At 63.2% G+C, this 20,138-nt stretch carries 13 protein-coding genes; 2 read left to right on the top strand and 11 right to left on the bottom strand.

Annotated features, from left to right (window positions below):
* The first annotated feature begins 7 nt into the window (after positions 1 to 7).
* Positions 8 to 1,135, top strand: coding sequence for a succinyl-diaminopimelate desuccinylase (dapE, locus tag AC1PLU_RS15155; RefSeq protein WP_481094401.1), 1,128 nt, complete (start codon positions 8 to 10; stop codon positions 1,133 to 1,135).
* A 194-nt stretch (positions 1,136 to 1,329) separates the two neighbouring features.
* Here dapE and AC1PLU_RS15150 read toward each other — a convergent pair whose 3' ends face one another.
* A complete protein-coding gene (locus AC1PLU_RS15150) occupies positions 1,330 to 2,202 on the bottom strand; it encodes a tetratricopeptide repeat protein (protein ID WP_481094402.1) in 873 nt (290 codons plus the stop codon).
* A gap of 359 nt (positions 2,203 to 2,561) precedes the next feature.
* Between AC1PLU_RS15150 and asnB the strand changes: the two genes are divergently transcribed.
* Positions 2,562 to 4,256 carry an asparagine synthase B gene (gene asnB, locus AC1PLU_RS15145; protein WP_481094403.1) on the top strand — a complete coding sequence of 565 codons (1,695 nt, stop codon included), beginning with the start codon at positions 2,562 to 2,564 and terminating at the stop codon, positions 4,254 to 4,256.
* 57 nt (positions 4,257 to 4,313) lie between these two features.
* Here asnB and hpaM read toward each other — a convergent pair whose 3' ends face one another.
* From hpaM to AC1PLU_RS15095, 10 genes are all read right to left on the bottom strand, one after another.
* The gene (gene hpaM, locus AC1PLU_RS15140; RefSeq protein WP_104551760.1) at positions 4,314 to 5,363 is read right to left on the bottom strand and encodes a type III secretion-associated outer membrane-bound protein HpaM; all 1,050 of its coding nucleotides are present in this window, start codon (positions 5,361 to 5,363) and stop codon (positions 4,314 to 4,316) included.
* A gap of 243 nt (positions 5,364 to 5,606) precedes the next feature.
* On the bottom strand, positions 5,607 to 7,748 hold the full coding sequence (locus AC1PLU_RS15135; RefSeq protein ID WP_481094404.1) for a TonB-dependent siderophore receptor: 2,142 nt from the start codon (positions 7,746 to 7,748) through the stop codon (positions 5,607 to 5,609).
* 198 nt (positions 7,749 to 7,946) lie between these two features.
* Positions 7,947 to 8,741 carry a DNA adenine methylase gene (locus AC1PLU_RS15130; RefSeq protein WP_228957922.1) on the bottom strand — a complete coding sequence of 265 codons (795 nt, stop codon included), beginning with the start codon at positions 8,739 to 8,741 and terminating at the stop codon, positions 7,947 to 7,949.
* A gap of 143 nt (positions 8,742 to 8,884) precedes the next feature.
* On the bottom strand, positions 8,885 to 9,667 hold the full coding sequence (locus AC1PLU_RS15125; protein WP_481106647.1) for a hypothetical protein: 783 nt from the start codon (positions 9,665 to 9,667) through the stop codon (positions 8,885 to 8,887).
* 3 nt (positions 9,668 to 9,670) lie between these two features.
* Positions 9,671 to 11,647 (bottom strand): hypothetical protein, encoded by a 1,977-nt coding sequence (locus tag AC1PLU_RS15120; protein WP_481106646.1) that lies wholly within the window; start codon positions 11,645 to 11,647, stop codon positions 9,671 to 9,673.
* Positions 11,644 to 12,261 (bottom strand): hypothetical protein, encoded by a 618-nt coding sequence (locus AC1PLU_RS15115; RefSeq protein WP_481106645.1) that lies wholly within the window; start codon positions 12,259 to 12,261, stop codon positions 11,644 to 11,646. The genes AC1PLU_RS15120 and AC1PLU_RS15115 overlap by 4 nt, the downstream gene beginning before the upstream one ends.
* A 13-nt stretch (positions 12,262 to 12,274) precedes the next feature.
* On the bottom strand, positions 12,275 to 12,946 hold the full coding sequence (locus AC1PLU_RS15110) for a hypothetical protein (protein ID WP_116903877.1): 672 nt from the start codon (positions 12,944 to 12,946) through the stop codon (positions 12,275 to 12,277).
* Positions 12,946 to 13,230 carry a hypothetical protein gene (locus tag AC1PLU_RS15105; protein WP_228957698.1) on the bottom strand — a complete coding sequence of 95 codons (285 nt, stop codon included), beginning with the start codon at positions 13,228 to 13,230 and terminating at the stop codon, positions 12,946 to 12,948. The genes AC1PLU_RS15110 and AC1PLU_RS15105 overlap by 1 nt, the downstream gene beginning before the upstream one ends.
* Positions 13,230 to 15,086, bottom strand: a complete 1,857-nt coding sequence (locus tag AC1PLU_RS15100; protein WP_481106644.1) for a phage tail protein — start codon at positions 15,084 to 15,086, stop codon at positions 13,230 to 13,232. Before AC1PLU_RS15100 ends, AC1PLU_RS15105 begins: the two co-directional genes overlap by 1 nt.
* A complete protein-coding gene (locus tag AC1PLU_RS15095; protein ID WP_481106643.1) occupies positions 15,083 to 20,134 on the bottom strand; it encodes a tape measure protein in 5,052 nt (1,683 codons plus the stop codon). Before AC1PLU_RS15095 ends, AC1PLU_RS15100 begins: the two co-directional genes overlap by 4 nt.
* Positions 20,135 to 20,138 lie beyond the last annotated feature (4 nt).

The raw sequence follows: 20,138 nt of genomic DNA, 5'->3' as shown, positions 1-20,138 counted from the left end.
CCCGATCATGTCCGACATTGTTGACCTCACCTGTGAACTGATCTCCCGCCCGTCGGTGACGCCGGACGATGCCGGCTGCCAGGAACTGATCGCGCAGCGGCTGGCGCGCGCCGGCTTTGCTATCGAACACCTGCGCCTGGGCGAGGTGGACAATCTATGGGCCACGCACGGCAGCGGTGCGCCGGTGCTGGTGCTGCTCGGGCATACCGATGTGGTGCCGCCGGGGCCGCGCGAGGCGTGGACAAGCGATCCGTTCGAGCCGCAGATTCGCGATGGTGTGCTGTACGGGCGCGGCGCCGCCGACATGAAAAGTGGAGTGGCCGCCTTCGTGGTCGCCGCCGAACAGTTCGTTGCCGCATATCCGCAGCACACCGGCACGTTGGCGCTGCTGCTGACCTCCGACGAAGAAGGCGATGCCATCGATGGCGTGCGGCGTGTGGCCGAGCTGTTCCGCGAACGTGGGCAGGCGATCGATTGGTGCATCACCGGCGAGCCGTCGTCTACCGAGCGGCTGGGCGATCTGTTGCGGGTCGGCCGCCGCGGCAGCCTGTCCGGCACGCTGACGGTGAAAGGCGTGCAGGGGCATGTGGCGTATCCGCACAAGGCGCGCAATCCGATCCATCTGGCAGCACCTGCATTGGCAGAGTTGGTCGCACGGCAATGGGACGATGGCTTCGAAAGTTTTCCGCCGACCAGCCTGCAGATCTCCAATATCCATGCCGGCACCGGCGCCAACAACGTGATCCCCGGCGAGCTGCAGGTGGCCTTCAATCTGCGTTACACCCCTCATTGGGATGCGCCGCGATTGGAAGCTGAGATTGCCGCAGTGCTGGATCGCCACGCGCTGGAGTATTCGCTGCGCTGGCATCGCAGCGGCGAGCCGTTCTACACCCCGGAAGGGCGCCTGCGCAGCGTCGCGCGCGAGGTATTGGGGCAGTTTGCCGGCGCGCCACCGGAAGAGAGCACTGGCGGCGGCACCTCCGATGCGCGCTTCATCGCGCCGCTGGGCGCGCAATGCATCGAGGTCGGCCCGGTCAACGCCAGCATCCACCAGGTCGATGAGCATGTGCGCGTGGCCGATCTGGAAGCGCTGCCGGCGTTGTACCGCACGCTGATCGAACGCCTGCTGGTCTGAATTGCCGGGCCATGCCCATGCCACGCGCTGGTTTGCACACTACGCAGCCAGCGCCACGGCATGCGGTCACCTGCGGCATGCCGATGCTGCTGCGCGACGCGGGCATCGCCAAGCTGCGCTAAGACCTCTCGGATTGCAGCAGCATCTCGCTTGCATTGCGCTGCCAGGCGGCATGGACGCACAAGGCTCGGGGGCTAGTCGAACGTCCAGAACGGCGGTTTGATCGCCTCGCGCCAATGCGATTCGTCCGCGATATAGAACGTCTGTGCGGACGCCTTGGCAAACCAGGTTGCCGCCGTCTCCACGTCGCGCGTCACGCCGCTGCTGCCGCGTCCGAGCAGCAGGCCAGAAAAATACTGGCCATACACATTGCCCTGGTCCGCCGCGCGCCGGTACCAGCGCAGCGCCTCCGTACCGTCTCTGTCCACGCCACCCATTCCTTTTTCATGCAGCGCGCCAAGATCGACCTGCGCCTCAGCATCGCCGTTACGGGCGCGGCGCTGGATGTCGCGTACCAGCGGGTGCAATGCACCGCCACTTGGCGCGATGGCGGCGGGAAGCCCCGACGATCCTGATGCGGAGCGCTCATAGATCGTCGCGCGCAGATCCCAGCGCAACGCTGCAGCCGCCTCCCCACGGTCGCGGTGGAACTTGGCGAGCTCGGCGATGGCATACGGGTTTCCATGCATGGCCGCTGCCAGGTACCAGCGCTCGCCCTTGCGCGGCGACGCGCGTAATGCGACGCGCTGGTCGATGTACGGGCTGTCGGGATGGAAGAGCGTCCCGCTTGCCCAGATTCGTCCCAGCGCCAGTTCGGCGCGGGTGTTGCGGAACGTCCACGGGGTGATCGCCGCGGCACGTTCGTACCAGTGGACGGCGCGCGGGTCGTTGCGTGCCTCCAGGCGTTCGGCCGCATTCCACGCGCTGTCGAAACTGCCATCGGCCGCCTGTTGTTCCAGCTGTTGCAGATAGACTGGATCGGTGCGCGGAGGGGCGCTGCTGCAGGCCTGCAGCAACACTGCAAGCAACAGGGCCAGGGGCGGCATGCGTCCGATGCGTGGGGTCATTCCATTACTGCCGATTGTTGGGGCGGTCATTATCCTCGCAATACGCCGGTGCGACCGCGGCGTGGTCTGCGATGCCGGGCTTGGTTGCCATCGCAACAGTTGCGCCGCCGTCGAAAGCGGGATACGGTCGAGTCATGTCCTCGCTCCTGCCAAACCTCGTCAATAACGCCAACCGCAACAATCTGCGCGCGAATAATCGTGCGCGGCCGATGCGGATCTGCGACTAGGCGAAGTACAGCAAACGCCCAGGAATCAGAAAACCCGCATCGGCCGATGCGGGTTTTTTTATGGGTGTCATTCTCGTGCAGCACGCTCTTCCACCGGCCGCCAACCCCCGCAGTTTTTTCAGGAGTGTTTCCATGTGTTCCATCTTCGGTATTTTCGGCCTGCAACCCGGTGACGATCTGCAGGCATTGCGCCGGCAGGCACTGGAATGTTCGCAACGGCAGCGCCATCGCGGTCCCGACTGGAGCGGCGTGTATGTCGATACCGGCGCGATCCTGGTGCATGAGCGCCTGGCCATCGTCGACCCGGCCGGTGGTTCGCAGCCGTTGCTGTCCGAAGATGGGCAGCTCGCCCTCGCCGTGAACGGTGAGATCTACAACCATCGCGAGCTCAAGCAGGAGCTGACGCAGCCGTACGCGTTCCAGACCGGCTCCGATTGCGAGGTGATCAACGCGCTGTATCGCGAAGATGCGCCGGCCTCGTATCTCAACCGCCTCAACGGCATCTTTGCGTTCGCGCTATGGGACAAGGCCGCCGGGCGGGTGATCATCGCGCGCGACCCGATCGGTGTAGTGCCGCTGTACTGGGGCCATGATCGCGAAGGCCGCTTGCGGGTGGCCTCCGAACTGAAATCGCTGGTCGACGATTGCGCCGATGCCGCGCAGTTCCCGCCCGGCCATTGGTACGACAGCGCCACCGGCGCATTGAGCCGCTACTACGAGCGCGCCTGGCGCGAATATGCCGAAGTGGAAGGCGTGCAGGTGCAGTTGCAGGAATTGCGCGAGGCGTTCGAGCGTGCAGTGCATCGCCAGTTGATGACCGACGTGCCGTACGGCGTATTGCTGTCTGGCGGTCTGGATTCGTCGCTGGTCGCTGCCGTTGCCGCGCGCTACGCACGCCATCGCATCGAAGAGAACGACACCACCGAAGCCTGGTGGCCGCGCCTGCATTCGTTCGCGATCGGCTTGAAAGGCTCGCCGGATCTGGCCGCCGCCGAAGTCGCCGCCGCCGCGCTGGGCACCGTGCATCACGGCTTCGAATACACCTTCGAAGAAGGCCTGGATGCATTGCCCGAAGTCATCCGCCACATCGAAACCTACGACGTCACCACCATTCGCGCATCCACCCCGATGTTTCTGCTGGCGCGACGGATCAAGGCGATGGGCGTCAAGATGGTGCTCTCCGGCGAAGGCAGCGACGAAATTTTCGGCGGCTATCTGTACTTCCACAAGGCGCCGAACGCGCGCGAATTCCATGAGGAATTGGTGCGCAAGCTCGACGCGCTCAACAACTTCGATTGCCTGCGCGCCAACAAGTCGATGATGGCCTGGGGTGTGGAGCCGCGCGTGCCGTTCCTGGATCGCGAGTTCCTGGATGTGGCGATGCGCATGGATGCCAGTTTCAAGATGATCGACAAGACCAGCAGCGGCGCCATGCGCATGGAAAAGGGCGTGTTGCGCGAAGCCTTCGCCGGCTATCTGCCCGAGTCGATTCTGTGGCGACAGAAAGAGCAGTTCAGCGATGGCGTGGGCTATGGCTGGATCGATGGACTCAAGGCGCATGCCGAAGCGCATGTGAGCGATCGCGAGCTGGCTGCGGCCGACAAGCGCTATCCGGTCAATCCACCGCAGACCAAGGAAGCGTATTTCTATCGCACGCTGTTTGCGCAGTTCTTCCCCAGCCAGGCGGCTGCGGAGACGGTGCCGGGCGGCAAGTCGATCGCGTGTTCGTCGCCGACCGCGATTGCCTGGGATGCGAGTTTTGCCGCGATGGCCGACCCGTCCGGCCGTGCGATTGCCGGCGTGCACGAACAGGCGTTGGCTTCGTAACGTCGCTACAACTGCAGTGGCCGGCATGCGCTCACGCACTGCCGGCCACTGTTGCGATCACTCGTGGCGCACGCAATAGCCGTAGCGCTGCGGCTCGATATCCACACCGGCCACATCGGCCTGGTTGTTGCGCCACAGGTTCGGCTTGAAGTCGCCCGCAGTGCAGTTGGCGGCGCGGTCCACGCCGATGGTGTAGGTGAACGGATTGCTGGCAAAGCGGTTGTTCTCGAACACGTTGTCCTGGCTCATGCTGTTGTCCCAGCACAGGATTTCCGGGGTGCGGTAGCGAATCGCGCAGGCCAGAAAGATGCCGGCGACCTTGTTGCCTTCGAACTGATTGTTGCTGAAGCGGTTGCGCCGCGCATCCGACAGATAGATGCCCTGGCTGCCATTGCGCTCGAAGCGGTTGTTGCGGATTTCGCTGTCTTCCAGGTGCTCGGTGGTCAGGCCTGCCGCCACGTTGTCGTGGATGTAGTTGTTGACCATGGTGACTTTGGCGGTGCGGTTGAACGACACGCCATCCCAGATCGCACCGGAGACGTCGTTGTTTTCGATGGTGATCTCGCGCGTGTCGTACTCGCTCAGCAGGCAGGCGCTGCGGCACTTGTTGACCTGCAGGCCGGCAAGCCTGATGCCCTGGCCGGAACGCACCACCACCGCGCTATTGCTCAGATACGGGCGCTCGGGCATGAATTCCTTGTCGCCGGTGCTGGCGACGATCTGCATGTCTTCGATGCTGACGTTGCGGATCACACCGATCGGCTGCTGATTTTCGTAATCGCCGACCACCAGCGCCGGCTGCTGCACGCCATCGGCCATGCGCAGCACGGTGGTCGGTCCCTTGCCGCGCAAGGTGAGATTGCCGCGGTGGATCGAGACCAGGCCGTTGAGCGGAAATTCGCCTTTTTCCAGGCACAACACCGCAGGCGTATCGCTTTGCGGAAGCTTGTCGATGGCTTTTTGCAGATCCTGGCCGGGGCGCACTTTGGCGGTGCACGCGGCGACGGGCGCGTCCGGTGGGCCGGCTTGTGCGGGTGGCGCGGCCGAGCAGGCAGTGGCAATGAACAATGGCAACAGGGCGGAAACGGAGCGGGCAAGCTGAGGCATGCGGATTCCGGTCAGTGAGGGGAGGGGAGCGATGGTGTGGAGATGAACTCCACATCGCGACGGCCTCTAGTGTGTCCCACCGAACGTTAAGGTCTGGCTGATTCCGGCATGCGCGATTCTGCGCAGGTTCATTGCATTGCTGTGGTCGAGGCTGCAACGGCGTGTGCGGCACGCCGGAGCGGCTGACGAACGTCACAGTTGAGCGTAGCGATCAAGATCTGAGCACGTGCGCGGTTGCCACGCTTAAAAACTGTAAGCCAGCTGCGCATAGATGCGACGCGGTTCGCCCGGGAAATGCCCGGTGCGTTCGGTGAAACCGCTCACCGCATAGACCTTGTCGAACAGGTTCTTGACGTTGACCTGCAGCTTCCACGCATCCCACTGCGTCTGCCAACTGATGTCGAAGATCGCATACGGTTTGACGCGCTGGCCTTCCAGGCTGACCCGCTCGCCCACGTAATCGGCACCAAAGGCGATTGCCGATTTCCAGGCCGGCAGGTCATAGCGCGTCCATAGGCCGAAGGTGTTGCGCGGTGCATTGGCGAAGCGGTCCCCGGAGGCATTGGTGATGCCGTTGGTGCCTGCATCGAGCACGCGCGCATCGTTGTAGGCGTAGGTCAGGTTGAGCACCCAGCGCTCGGTGAGGTCGGCCAGCAGATCCACTTCCAGACCTTCGCTGCGCACCAGGCCGAGGGCGGAGAGCTGATTGACGCCATCGACGATGCTGCCGTTGGCTTGCACGATATTGCTGCGTTCGATGCGGTACAGCGCAGTATTGAGCGTGAGCCCGCCATCGTTGAGCGCGGTTTTCAGACCGACTTCCCATTGCGTGCTGCGCTCGGGATCGAATGGCCCGCCGACGCTGCTGTCCTGATTTGCCGCATCCTGCGGCAGAAAACCGCTGGCATAACTTGCGTAGGCATTGACGCCATCGCGCAACACGAAGGTGCTGCCCACGCGCCAACTGAGATCGTTGCCGGTGACGCGCGAGCCATCCAGCAGGTTGTCGTCCTTGAAGCCGTCCCAGCGCAACCCGGCCATCGCATACCAGCGCGGCGTCAGCGTGAGTTCGTCCTGCAGATACGCGCCATAACGCTGACTGCGGGTGCTGGTAGCCCGCCAGGGCAGGCTGTCCAGACCATAGTCGTAAAAGCCGCTGCGCCCGTACACCGGGTTGAGCAGATCGATGCCCGGCACCGGGCCGCGCGTGCGTCCGGTATCGGCGGTGTTGGCGGTCTGCGCGCGGAAATCCGCATCCAGCCGGTAGTAATCCGCGCCCATCAGCAGCTTGTGTTCGATCGCGCCGATGCTGGCGCGGAAGATCGCGTTGACGTTGCTGGAGATCGCATCGTTGTCGCGGAACTGATTGCGCAACTGCCGCGTCATCCATTCGGCGGTGCCGTCGCCATCGCGGTCGATCAAGCCCATCGGCTCGTGATAGATCTGATGCTCGTCGTTCTTGAACCAGCGCAGCGCCATGTCCACGTCCCACGCATCCGACGGCGCAAAGCGGTACTGCGCGAAGGCCACCTTGGCGCGCATGTCGAGAAAGTCGGTGGGCTCGTTGTGATTCCAGCGACGATCGGTGAGGAAGTTGCCGTTGTCGTCCACCGGCACGCCACGCAGGCGATTGCCGCCCAGGTTCTGGGTGATGTCGGTGTACTGCAGCGTGAGCTCGCCGGTCTGGCCGATGTCGAACGCCACCGACGCATCGCCGATCTGGCTCTGGCTATCGGTGTTCCAGCGAAAACCATTCTCGCCATCGGCATAAGCACCGATGCGGTAACGGATGCGCCCATCGTCGCGTGCCGGGCCGGTGGCTTCGAACGAGGCCGCAGCGAAGGATTGATTGCCTACCTGCAGCTCCACTCGACGCGCGGTCTGATGACCGGGCTTGCGGGTGACGTAATTGATGACGCCACCGGGTTCGCCGCCGCCATACAACGCACCGGCCGGGCCCTTGAGCACTTCCACGCGTTCGATATTGAACAGCTGCGGCACCGAGAAGCCGGCATACGGGTCGCCGCGCAATCCGTCGTACAACACGTTTTCCTGGCGGAATCCGCGCAGGGTGACACCGGCATAGCTGAAGAAACTGATGCCGCTGATGCTGCGATACAGGTCGGTGATCTGCCGCGCCGCCTGGTCGTCGATCAACTCGCGCGGCAGCACCTGCACCGACTGCGGCACCAGCGCCAGCGGCGTATCGGTGCGTGTGGCCACTGCGGCGTCTTCGGACTTGTAGAGCGTTTGCGCACGGCCGATGACATCGACGCCATCCAGCTCGGTGACAGTTGCTGAGGTGCTGGTGTGCTGAGCGAAAGCGGATGGCGAGTGCAGGGCGAGCGCAGCGGTAAGCGCGGTGACAAGGAGCGTGGGGCGCATTGGTCACTAATGGGAATGGTTATCAAATGCATCTTAGCATGATGTGCTCGCTTCGCTGCGTGGACCGCTAGATGTAAGGGGACACTTCCTTTGCGCTGCGCGGACAGATGGTCTGCGTTGGCAGTGAAGGGGCTTTAAAGGGTCTGTAAAGCCGCCTCGAAGCCCCCTCAACGCGGCTAGCCTTGACCCGGCTCCGGGTTACAGCAGGGTGGCCTGGCTGTCGTCCCAGCTCTTGATGATCAACTCTCCGGACTGCTTGCCCCGGCTGGCGCTGGCACCGATGGTGTAGGCAAGCTGCAGCGGCACCAGATCGAACCCGGCGAAGACCTGCCGGATGTCCGGGTGGTCGTTGATGGACACGACCGCCTTGCCCTGCAGGGACCGCATCAGGTCAGCCATTCGCTCGTACTGCTCGAAGCCGAACTCGACACCGTACCCCTCGGTTTGCCAGTAGGGAGGGTCCAGGTAGAACAGGGTTCCCGGCCGGTCGTACCGCTGGATGCACTCCTGCCAGGGGAGGTGCTCGATCACCACGTTGGCCAGGCGCAGGTGGACCGAGCTGAGCTCTTCCTCGATACGCAGCAGGTTGAGCCGTGGACCTGGCCCGGCAGCGACCACGCCGAAGGTCTGGCTCTGCACCTTGCCGCCGAAGGCCAGGCGCTGCAGGTAGTAGAACCTGGCCGCACGCTGGATATCAGTCAGGGTCTCCGGGCGCTCCATGGCCGCCCACTCAAACATCTGGCGGCTGACCAGCGACCAGCGGAACATGCGCACGAACTCGTCCAGGTGATGCCGGATGCAGCGGTAGAGACACACCAGGTCGCTGTTGATGTCGTTGAGGACCTCAAGCGGGGCGGGCCTTGGGCGCATGAGTAGCGCTGCCGCCCCGCCAGCGAAAGCCTCTACATAGGCCTCATGCGTCGGGAAGTGTGGATACAGGTGCTTGATCAGGCGGCGCTTGCCGCCTGGCCATGGAATGATCGGTTGTGTCATCAAATCTCAGCCTTTGCGAAATGGATCGCCGAGACTTGCCTCGCTCTCGCGGGAGCGACAAGGCCTCGGCTTGATTCGCGTGACACAACACGCGGTGATGGCGTCAGGCTGGTGCTTGCCGGCACCAGCCTGGCGCCTTGTCTCTAGAGCGGTGGGATCTCTTCGAAGACCCAGCCATTGCTGGCGTAGTAGTCGCCGCCGCGATGTGCGATCGAGCCAGGCGTGAAGCGGCCGAACAGCGCCGTCCGATGCAGCTCGTCGCGGTTGATTGCGCCAGGCACGCCCCAGCGGGGGATCACAGCCGAGCGGGCATTGCCGCCCAAGGCATACGTCAGGCGGTCCCAGTCCATGCCTTGTGCCAGTGCCGCACCTCGCACGGCTGCACGCTGGTCCGGCACCAGTGCGACTTGCAGGCGCCTGTATGACCGCCTGGGCACAACATTCAGACCGCCGCCGAGGGTGCGCTCAGCGCTGCTCGGGTCGACCCGGTTTGCTTCCCACTCGACCTGGATCGGGACATCCACTGCCTGCAGGATGACCAGCTCGCCCACGTCGAGGTTCGAGGCAGCAACTTCCACCTGCAGGCCGATGAGCGGGTCGATGTTCACTGGCAAGACAAACCAGGCAGCCCGACTCTCATCGACCAATGCCCTAATCACTTCAGCACCGATCGGATAGGCATACCCCGCGTCACCCTGGCGACGACCGGTCAAGGTCACTGCGGTGCCAGCAGGGCACGTGACCCCAAGCACTGCGACGATCCCGACCTGAGTGGGCAACGTCCAATCCGCACGCAAACGCACGCTACTGCCGCCACTGATGCGTGCCACGCTGGCCGGCCTGCCGTCGACCATCGCGGCAAGGTTGACGGCAGTGGCGCCGTGCACGCTTGGCGTCAGAGCCGGCTGGCCATATCCGATCAACATGGCTCAGGCTCCCCAGAACTTCAAAGCGTGCTCGCCAGTGACGCGATTGCTGGTCACACCAGTGACCAACACTTTGCGGCCGGCCTGCAGGCCATAGCGGTGGTAGGTAATGCGACCGACTTGGCCAGGTCGCAACTGCAGATCGGTGCGGCCGGTGAGGCGACCAGCGTAGAAATAGCGCGGTACTGCATACAGGCGGATCACGCGATCAATCTCGGCCTGTGCATCAGCGCGACGGTCGAACCGCGACACCATCGGCGCGGCGGTCTCCGCGTGTGCGTAACGACTGGCAAGCGTGCCGGCGGCATACACCTGGCCGCGATACTCGCTCGTCAGCTGCTGGCGCGTGGCCGGTGGCAGCTGAGCCAGGTCGGTGATCAGATCGCCAGCCGCCAGCACCAACGCGTTCGGCTGATAGCCCATGCGCCTGGACAGGTTAGGCGCCAGATCAGGCATCACGACCAGGTCGGCCTGCAGCTCCCGCCAATCGAGCTCGAAAGCCAGATCAGCATCGGCGGCATCGTCGGGATCGACCAGACGAGACAGTCGCAGCACACCGTCGCCGTCCTGCCACCAGTCCGCCGCATAGCTCGGCAGGATGCTGCTCAGGGCTTGGAGAGGTGTCGCCGCTTGCGCAGCGTAATAGCCGACGCCTGCGTAGCCCGTGGCAAGGTCCAACGCGTCGGCATCAGCACCGGACCAGGCGCTCTTGCCAATCCGCCCGAATACAGCCGCCAGCGCCTGGCGCAGCGTTGCCGGCACCAAATCCGCATGCGTCGACACATCCGCAACCAGCGGACCCAGTGGCGGCGAAGTCATCGCCAACTGTTGACCACCCGACGCAAGCGCATAGCCCGTCCCAGCGAGAATGGCTGCACCTCGATCCAGAACCGTCCCGACGCTTGCCAGCGGAGCATCCGATAGCCACTGCGCGCTGCCATCGCTGTTTACCTTGATGCCCGGCACGCTGCGTACCGCACCGATGACGACGGGCTGCGGCTGCCATGCCACCGTGTCGCCTTGCGGCGGGAGAAAAACCGCGCAGTTCAGCGGGCCATCGAGATCTTCGTGTGCATCGCGCAGCACCAACGCTTTGCTTCCATCACTCTCGATATCGATGCGGTCCAGCACATAGCGGCTGACGGGCGACGCGGAACTCAGCGGCTGGCCTTGCACGACCTGACGTACCGCGACAGGCACGTCACGCGCCGAGCTGAGCGCCAATACATCCAGTGCACCCTCGGCATCTTGCACGCGTAGCTGAGCGGTGCCGCCGCGCGATGACCCATCCCAAGGCCAGAAGCTCACCGATGCGATCGTGGCCAATCCTTCCGGCGAGATGACGCCTTGATACGCCTGGTTGGCAGGCGTATCCCCAGGTTCGCTCATGTAATCCTCGCTCGACACGAAGGTGGCCGGAGCGCTTTCTGTGGCTTGCATCCAGTTCCCCCCGTCCAATGCTGGGCTGAGACCTTGCCACTGGCCTGCGTTGACGATGCACCGCAAACCTTGCGCCTTCGTCGACGCGACGGATGCTGCGAAATGCACTGGCACCGTAAGTTGAGCATCGACCTGCGCGACCAACTGGGCACCACGATAGAAAGTGATGCGCGATGGCGCGCCGATCATGATGCGAACGCCCACAGGTTCTTCCTTGGAAGGAGGCAGCAGCCCGGAGACAGCCACTGCACCGTTGACCAAGATCTGACCGGCCTGCAAGCGCCAAGCCGCGCCGTTCGATGCTCCGGCCTCTGCCGCCAACGACGCGGATGCCGAGACGACACCGAAGGTGGCATCCAGCGAATCATCACCCCAGAACATCATCTCAACGCCGTGCGTGCCGACCGCTTGCGCGATATCGCTACGCGCCATGCCAGTGCGCGTTGTCGTGGCGTTCGAAGTCAGAGTAAGACCCGCATCTTCCACTAACAGATGTTCATCGATTGGGCTTGCAGCCCATCGAGCATAGCTGTTGGTCACTGGGCTTCATTCCCTTCTGCAGTGACCGGCGTGCTGGCAACAAAAGCTATGTCGGTAGCAGCCTTGATCATGGCTTCTAGCTTCCAGCCAGGCCAATTGAGATGGCCGCCGTTCGCAAGATCGGGAATGACGTACACCTGCGCCGTCAGCTCGGCGATGGACTCTGCCAGCACACCCAGCGCAACGCCTCGGTCCTCGACCTGGAAGGTCACGTTGCCTGTGTCATTGATCGGGTTCCAGATGATCGTGATGTGGCGCGCGATCGGGTCTGCTTCCGGATCTGGCACAGCTACGTTGGTATCGTAGGCAGCACGGGTGGCTGCTTTGATGCCGAGCAGCAAGTGCACGCCAGGTTCGTCGCTTTGCTCCCCCGAATCGGGATCTATGATCGGATAACTGCGCCCGATCAAGTCGCCAATCGGCACTGTTAGCACGCGCAAAAAGAAACGCTCCAGCGTCTGCGTCCAACCATCGGGATGCGGTTTTGTCGTCATCTGCTCAAGATGGAACTCAACCGGTCCTTCATTGGTCGCTGGGTCCCAGCGGATTTCGATGCGGGGCGATACGACTGTGGTCTGCGTGCCGAACGTTTTGTTCTCACTGATGATTGCCATGATGATCTCTTGGTCAGTAGCCGGTGACATCGCACACCAGCACGTTTGAAGGGCGGCGCTGCTCGAATGAGGAGCCGTTCTGGCCGACGATTTGGAAAGGAGCCACGGTGACCTGCTCGTTGGTGACCCTGGCGCCGGGAAGTCGCACGACATAACCGCTTTGCCCTGCGCCACTGCTGATGCTTGAAACCCACACGCCACCTGAGTGCGCGACGGCATACTTGCTGCCTGACGGATAAGACCGGGTTGAGCCCTGCTCACCGGGTAGGGTGAAACTGTCGACAACGCGCTTCGGCTTACGAAGGGCATCGAAAATTGGCTGATTCTGCAGGTTGCGGATCCACAGACCATGCGAAGACAGGTCGCTATCGCGCAGTGCATCGAATGCAAACCACTCGAACAAGGTGCCTGTGGCTGCTTGTAGAGTGAAGGTCGCACGCCAAGTGGTGGCATCCAGCTGCAACAGTGCACCCACGCAGCCCAAGCCATTCGGGCTATAGATGGCCACAATTGGCATCACTACACAGTTATTGATGAAGAAAGTACCGGACGAAACGCCGTATTGAGATGAAACCACGGTGTCTGTCTGCATGACTCCTTTCTGCCGCAGGAACAGGCCACGGTACTCGCCGTCAATCATCAGCAGATTGCTGCCATCCATGCTGCGGACTTCGAAAAATCCCATCAGCGCACCCCGTAAGACAGGCGTACGTCGACCGCACCGCCTGGGTAGGAGTTGTTGGGCTGCCAAGAGATGGTTCCGTTCGGGTCGACCGTAATAAAAGGCGCATAGCCACCATAGGCCATAGGCTGCGGATACGCCCATGGCTGCCCCCATCTAACATCGACCCGAACTGATCCTGAGCCACCTGCAGGGATGATGATGAACTCCGCCATGCGGCTCAGGCGGGATGTGTATCTGACAACCACCGCATTCGTGCTCGGATCGCGGATTTCCAAGCCCTCCATCAGATGCTCCAACCCAGGCCGACCACTCGCACGCCATTGGGCGCGTAGACGAAGTAGTTGCCGTTGATCTGCTCGGCGCGTGCACCACCTGAGTCAGGGCTCAGGAAGCGAACTCTGTCGAACACGAAGTCGATCGTGCCGGTGGTGCCATTGTTGGCTGAGCGGATGCCAACGATTCGACCATTGACGTCGAGCGCCAGGTTCCAGGACGCCAGATAGCTGGCAACGCCATTTTCGGCTGTAGTCAGGCGCGCCGTAAGGGACTGCGTTGCCGACACCTGAGTGGGGATCGAATTCTCGTCCGTGTAAATTGTCGCCACACTGCCCGATTCCAACTTACAGCGCCTGAAACTCACGCTGCTATTGGTTCCCTCGCAGATGTTTCGCACACGAATCGTTGCCATGCCGGCTGCTTGGGGTGCAGTGCCAACGACCCTCTGCCACTGACCCGTGGTTGCAGGAACCGAGGCCACACTTGTGCCACCTACAGGCTGTCCCTGAGCGTTCAAGTAGCTCAACTCAATTCGTGCAGTGCCAACCGAGTTATTGCGGAAGACCTCGACAGAGTAGGTGTACATGCCGACGGGTGCAGGGCAATCTTGCGAGCATGCAATGCCACCTGAGACACCCTGATTGTTCAAGTAGTATCCGAAACGCGGCTCGTAGCCGACACCCATGCCCTGCGGTATTGACCAGCCCAACCCACCCTGCGACCAAGTGGGGTTAACAAGCATGTTGGTGTTTGTGTTGGTCCGGGCTTGCACGCTGGTCAGCGCAGTGCTTTGGGCTGTTAACGCGTTCCCTTGCTGATTGACGGTTGTTTGCAATGCCTGCAAAGCGTTGGCGTCCGCCTTGCCACTCAAGACCGAATTGATGCTCGTAATCGACTGTGAGATTGCGGTGATGTTGTTCTCTGCAGTCGTCACGCGCGTGGTCAGCGCCTGCACAGAAGAGGCGCTTGCCTTCCCGTTTAGCGTTGTGTCCAGGTAGGTGATCGCGGTGGAGGTTGAAGTGAGCGCATTTTCTGCATTCGTGACGCGCGTGGTCAGAGCCGTCAAAGCTGACGCATCAGCTTTCCCTGCGAGAGTCGTTCGAACGCCGGTCAAAGCGGTGGCTATTTGATCCAATTCGCCATTGATCAAAGCCACTTCAGTGTTCAACTGATTCGTTGCGACGCTGACCGCGCCAACGGCCTCGGCCAGCGTCGCGTACTGTCCGATATCGTTCCAGTACGCAAGATCAGTGATTGCAATGCCCACCGGTACGTTCTGTTTAGCCACATACAGCTGGCCGCTGCGCTTCACCAGCGCACCTTTGTTCCAAGTGACATCACTCGTCCATTCCGGCGCATCGATCAGGCCTTGCAAATTGGCCAGTTCCTGAGCTTGTCCAGCCAATTCGCCGGCAAGATCAGTCAATTGTTTTGTTAGCTGCTCGGCTTCGGCAGCAGCATTTAGGAACTCCTGTCTGATCTTCTCGGTTGTCATGTCCAGCTGCGCGCGCACTACGGTGCCGCTTCCGGTGCGGCCGTTGATGCTTGCGCGAATGCGGAAGTACCACACCGAATTGGTGCCATCCGAGTAGAGATAGCGCGTTGCAGTCGTGCGATCGATTTCCAGCCACGGACCTTCTGCCGCCGCGCTGCGTTCGATGATGTACACAACATCGACGCCTGCAACCGGCTCCCACTGCAGCAACACGCCATCGTTCACCGGAGTGGGGATGACTCCGGCGGGTGGGTTGATCGGGGGTGCTTGATAGACCACTGGCACCCAGCTGCCTCTGGGGCGGCTCACGGGTGTGATTGCAGGCAGTGGGCCAGCGCCGATCTCGATCAGCAATACAGGACGGCTCATAGCGCTTGCAGCTCTGCGATGGTGCCGCGCCGGACCAGCAAATTGATGCCGTCGCGGATCTCCGCGAAGACCTGGATGCCCTCGGCGTTGGGCGATGCGGTCGACGGCGTATTGGTCGGAGTAGCGCTGCCGCTATTCGAGCCAGACGAGAAGTAAGACGGCACCTCACGATCAGCCAGCACCGTGACCATCGCCTGGGCGATGCGCTCCGGCAGATCTTCGAGGATGTCGGCCAGGTCGGCGATATCGGTCTGCTGCGTGGTGAGGTAGTCCGACAGCTCGGGCAGCGATAGCCCCAGATCACCGGCCAACATCTCCGGGCTCATGCCGGTGACGTTGCGCAGGATCTGGAAAGGGTCGCTGCCGTTGACACCGGCCAGGTCGCTCACGCCTTGTGCGATGCGCTGTGCACGCTCCATGCGCGCTGCGGCTTCCTGCTGGGCCTGCAGCGCGGCGCGCTGGGTGTACAGCTGCTGCAGCGAGCCATCGCTGCCATCGGCACCAAAGCGCTTGGCCAACTCCAGCACCTGCGCGTAGTCGGTCTGGTAGCCGGCGCTACTGGCGTTGAGGTTGCGGCTGATTTCGAGGAACTGCTGAGCGTACTGGGTGAAGCTGTCGACGTTGCCAGCGGCTGCAGCACTGCGCATCAGGTCATCTGCGGTCGCGCGCTTCTGAGTGTCCGTGTTGGGCGACAGCGTGGCGCTGAGCGAGAGCGACTTGATGAAGTCCTCGATCTTGCTGCCGGCACCGTCGGCCGAACCGCCGAGCTGCTCGATCTGGTCGTTGATGCGATTGAGGGCAAGATCCACCAGCTCGGCCTGCAGCGACTGCACCAGGGTGTCGGTCTTGAGCTGCGCCGCCTGGCGCACCGCCGCCAGGTCTTCTTCCCGCGCCGACAGTCCGTGCAGGGCTTTGGCCTGGTCCTGCAGGGCCTTGATCCGCTGCTGCTCTTCCTGTGCGATCGCCAGGCGCTGCTTGGCGAACTCGCTGAAGCCCTGGGTGGCCACCTCCTGGTAGGCCGTCGCTGCCGTGGCTGCATAGGCCTGCGCGCCGGACATGATGCGCTGATAGGTCTGGCTCAGCGTCTCGTCACCGCGTCCCAGCAGCTCGACCAGGTCGGTGAGTCGCGCCAGGCCGCCAGTGGTCAGCAGCCCGGAGCCGTTGCTGAAGTCAGTGGCCGCCGCCAGCAGAAACTGGGCGCCTTCTTCCAGCGTCGCTGCCGAGCCGCGCCAGCGCTGCGCGATGCCGCTGGCCAGCTCGTCGACCTGTGCGATCTGGCCGATGATGTTTTCAGCGTTCAGGCGCTGACTGAATTCCTCGGCCGTCTCGCTGTAGACCGCGCCCAGGATGGTGCTGAACTCGCGCTTGAGTTGCCCCTTCGCGTTGGTGACGCGCGTAAAGCTGCCTTCGATGATGTCCACGCTTGCCAGGCCCAATGCATCGGCAGCCTGCTCGGCGGTTTCATGGATTGCGGCGTACAGGTCTGCTGCGGCCTGCTTGGCTTCGTCGCCTGGGTCGACCGCGCGCGTACGCTGCTTGCGGCCACCGAACAGCGCCTTCTGACGCTCTTCGAGCAGCTCAGCACCTGCATAGCCGCCGGTCTCGGTTACGCCCAGCGTGGAGGTGATTTCCTTGGCCTTGAACTTGGTTCCGAACAGCTTGCCGCCGCTGACCATGTCGATCAGCGCGAGCGCTGCAACGATCCAGCCAACCACCGGGATCGCGGCAGCAGCGCCCGCTGCACCCGCTGCTGCGCCACCTGCAGCAGCCGAACCGGTGGCATATAGGCCGGCACCAGCTGTTGCCGCCGTCGCGGCACCTGCGCCGCCCAGGGCGCCCACCGCCAGCGAGCCGCCGACATAGCCGAGCGTGCCGTAGCTGACGCCGGCAGCAGCCGACGACAGGCCGCCGTTGCCGGCGTTCTTGTAGCCGTACAGCGCGCCGCCGACAGCGCTCATCCACGGCATGGCTGCAGCACTGATGCCACCGCCGCCGCCATACAGCGCCTGCAGCGTGCCCATGTTGAAGCCGCCACCACCAGCGGCATTGCCGCCCACATTGTTACCGAAGCCCATCAGCGAGCCAGCGCCGGCAGTGATCGCGTTGCCCCAGTTGCTGTTGGCTGCCATCGCGTTGGTGCCGGTCAGCCCTTGGCCGCCACCCACCATGCCCGCAAGTTGCGTCATCCAGCCGCCACTGCTGCTGCCGCTGTTGGAGAAGGCACCGCCGATGGCATTGGTGATCAGCTGCTGGAACGGCCGCACAAAGTCCTGCTCAAGCATGGTGCGCACCAGGTCGCGCCAGCCGCGTTGGAATACGTCCTTGAGCTGGTCGAAGAAGTCCTTGGAGCTATCCACACCACCACTGAACGCGTCGGCGAGCAGATCGGAGAAGTCGGCCACGCCGCGCGTGGCCACGTCCGCCCACTCCTGCAGGTTCTCGGTCTGCCGCTCAACCTGCAGCGACAGATCCGCATAGGCGCGCGCCTGCTCCACCAGGTTCTCGGTCATCTCCGCATTGATGCCGGCGCCGGCCTTGTTGGCGTCGTTGATGGCCTGGCGCATATCGTGCTCGTTGCGCAGCTGGCGCGTGGCACGCTCGCGAGCCAGTCCGGTCTTGCCAAGCAGTGCAATCTCGCCGGTCATGCTGTCCAGCAGCGCCTGCGGCGCCTGTTGCTCCCTGGCCATCTCGGCTGCAGCCGCCGACAACGAGGCGACCGAGGTGTTGACCAGCGTGTTGTAGGCCTCCTGCGTGATGTTGTGCTTGGTCAGTTCGCGGTCCAGTTCCAGCACGCGCTGCCGGTGCTGCTCTTCGGCTGCGGCCAACGGTCCGTTGAGCGCTGCGGCCAGCTCGGCGGCCTGTGCGGAGTACTTGGTCTGCGAGTCCGCCTGCTGCTTCCTCGTCCGCACCAGCTCCTCGGCGGCTTGCTTGGCCTTCTGGTCAGCCGCAGTCGCGACGGTCGCTGCCTTTTTGCGTGCCTCTTGCTCATCGAGCATCGCCGCCACGCGCTCGGCGCGCTCGCGTGCATCCTGAGCGTTCTGGCTGTTGGGCTTGGCGCCGGCATCAGCCAGCTCCATGCCAACCTCCACGCGAACGCGTGCACCCTTGCCCTGGATATCCTCAATCCGCTGCAGCTCCAGCTGCCGGATCTGCTTGTCCAATCCAGCGACGATATCAGCGCCTGCAGCCGATACCGCAGCGCCGGCAGCCTGCGCCGCTGGAACAAGGTTCTGGAAGCTGGCAGCGGTCAGGTTGTTGGCCGCAGTCACGTCGGCCTGCGTCCTGGCCCAGCTGATGAATAGCGGCTTGTTCTGCTCAAGTGTGAGTCCCTGGCTGGACTGGCGCTTGATCAGCTCTTCAAGGCTCTCGCGTTGCTTGTCTGTTGCATTGGTGATGCCGGCGTACTGCAGAACCAGGTTCGCCGTTACATCAATAGCATCGTCGTAACCGGTAGCTAACTGCTGCTGGCGCAGGCGAGTTGTTTCGAGACGTTCTGCAGCGACTTGCAGCTCTTCGTTGAAGCCAGGCGGAAGTGCTCCTGTTCTGGCCAACCAGGTTTCGCGTGCACTGATTAGATCCTGGTACTTCTCCTGAGCTACATCCAGTTCCTGATTGGCCTTGGAAAGTGTCTCTATAGAGCTGGAAAGGTTGGCAAACGACGTGTTGGCCGTCTCTTTGTTGAATCCCTTCAATGTCTCGATCGACGCCTGGAAGCCAGCAGTCACCGTCTTGGACAGCTCTTCTGCCTTCTGTCGGCTGTTGGCCACCCACATCACGAACAGCGTCAGCGCCGTGATAGCCAGGCCTACCGGACCACCGAAAGCCGCCATGGCCGTGTTGAGTCCACGCATGGCCGCTGCCTTGGCGGTGAGTGCCACCGAGGCAGCTTGCGCAGCCGTTGCGGTCCGCAATTGGGCAGCGGCGAGCGCCTGCTCGGCAGCGACGGTGCTGCCGGCCGCAGTGACGCCGGCACGGGCAAGGGAGAGTTGGCCAACTGCCTGCGCTTCGGCGGCGCGGGCGGCGACAAGCTCGGCCTGGGCCAGCTGACGGCTGGCTGCAGCTGCTACGAGCTTTTCTGCAGATGCCTTAGCCAGGTTGCCCAGCAGACGACCACCGAAAGCCACCGCCACCACACCGACGATCTCATCCAGCCCGTCCAGGTTGTTGGCGAGGAAGGCGATGCTCTCGGCCAGCGCACTGCCGGCACCCAACTCGCGCGAGCCTTCGCCGACAAACCGGGTGACGCTGTTGCGCAGTTGCACCATCGCCCGCTCGACCGTCAGCGGGATCGTGTTGAATTCCTTTTCGATCGCACCGGCCTGGCCCTCCAGCGCCTTGACCAGCTGGTCTACGCTGATCCCGCCGTCGTTGACCATCTTGCGCAGCTGGCCCATGCCCACGCCCAACCCATCGGCCAGTGCCTTGGCCAGGCGCGGGCTGTTCTCGATCACCGAGTTGAATTCCTCAGCACGCAGCACGCCGCCGGCAAGCGCCTGCGTGAACTGGGTGATGGTATTTGAGGCTGCATCGGCGCTGGCGCCGGAGATGGCGAACGTGCGATTGATGGTTTGCGTCAGTGCGAGCTGGCGCTGCTGCGTCAAGCCGTACTCGGCGGTGGCTTGTGCCAGACGGCCATACAACGTGGCAGTGCTCTCCAACGCGGTGGAGGTGCGTTGCGAGATCGCAAACACCTCGGCCTGCGCAATGGCAAAGGCTTGCTGGCCGGAGGTCGCCAGCTTGAGGCGACCGGAGATGTTGGTGTATTGGTCGGACATCGAGACCAATGCACGCGCGCCCTGCAGGCCGACGTAGCCGGCAATGGCCGCTTTGGACGCATTGACGGCAGAAGTCATCGTGCCGACCTTGCGGCCGGCCTGGTCGGCTGCCGTGCCGATACCTGCGACGCCTTGGCTACCACGCTCGGCTTGCTGCCCGGTGGTGAGCGCCGCCTTACCCAGCCCTTCGACTTCGGTCTTAGACGCGCGCACCGCCGGCACCAGCTTGCTGTTGTCGGCGGTGAGGCGAAGGGTAACGGTGGGATTGCTCACGCGG

The organism is Xanthomonas sp. NCPPB 2933 (genome assembly GCF_056725225.1).
This window is presented reverse-complemented; position numbering and strand designations above follow the sequence as displayed.